This window comes from Candidatus Tokpelaia sp. (assembly GCF_008636115.1).
Taxonomy (GTDB): domain Bacteria; phylum Pseudomonadota; class Alphaproteobacteria; order Rhizobiales; family Rhizobiaceae; genus QLZD01.
Genome location: NZ_QLZD01000054.1, coordinates 1 through 391, shown reverse-complemented (window position 1 = coordinate 391; position 391 = coordinate 1). Strand labels below are relative to the sequence as shown.

Sequence of the window (391 nt, the reverse complement as noted above, 5' to 3'; positions counted from 1 at the left end):
TGCTCGGCTATCAAAGCCTTTTCCTGCAATTCGTTTTGTCGGCGCAGTGCCGCCGCATTACTTTTTGCAATTTCTGCTTGCCAGTAAGCCGTGCATTCCGCTTTTGCCTGTTCCCTTATGCGCGCTTGCATGTGCTCACCCTGCTTCGCAAGGCTTAACAATCCTTGCGTCAAAAAGGACAAGAGGCCCAGAATAGCGAGGATAACAAGCCACCATTTGACAACCTTTATTGTCATAACTGCCTCCGGCGCTGTGTTATACGGCTCCGCAATTCCGCTTGTTTTAGCCAGGCGGCTAAAATCAAAGCGGCAACTTTATCGTTTGCCCATTCATAAGCTTCGGTCATTGGCCCTAAAATTGCACTGATAAAATCTGCCACCGCCTGCAGGCC

1 protein-coding gene is annotated in these 391 nt (G+C 49.9%); it reads right to left on the bottom strand.

The window, feature by feature from the left end:
- Positions 1–236, bottom strand: a 236-nt coding sequence (locus DPQ22_RS08690; RefSeq protein ID WP_150215215.1) for a hypothetical protein, incomplete at its 3' end; no start/stop codon positions are given.
- Positions 237–391 lie beyond the last annotated feature (155 nt).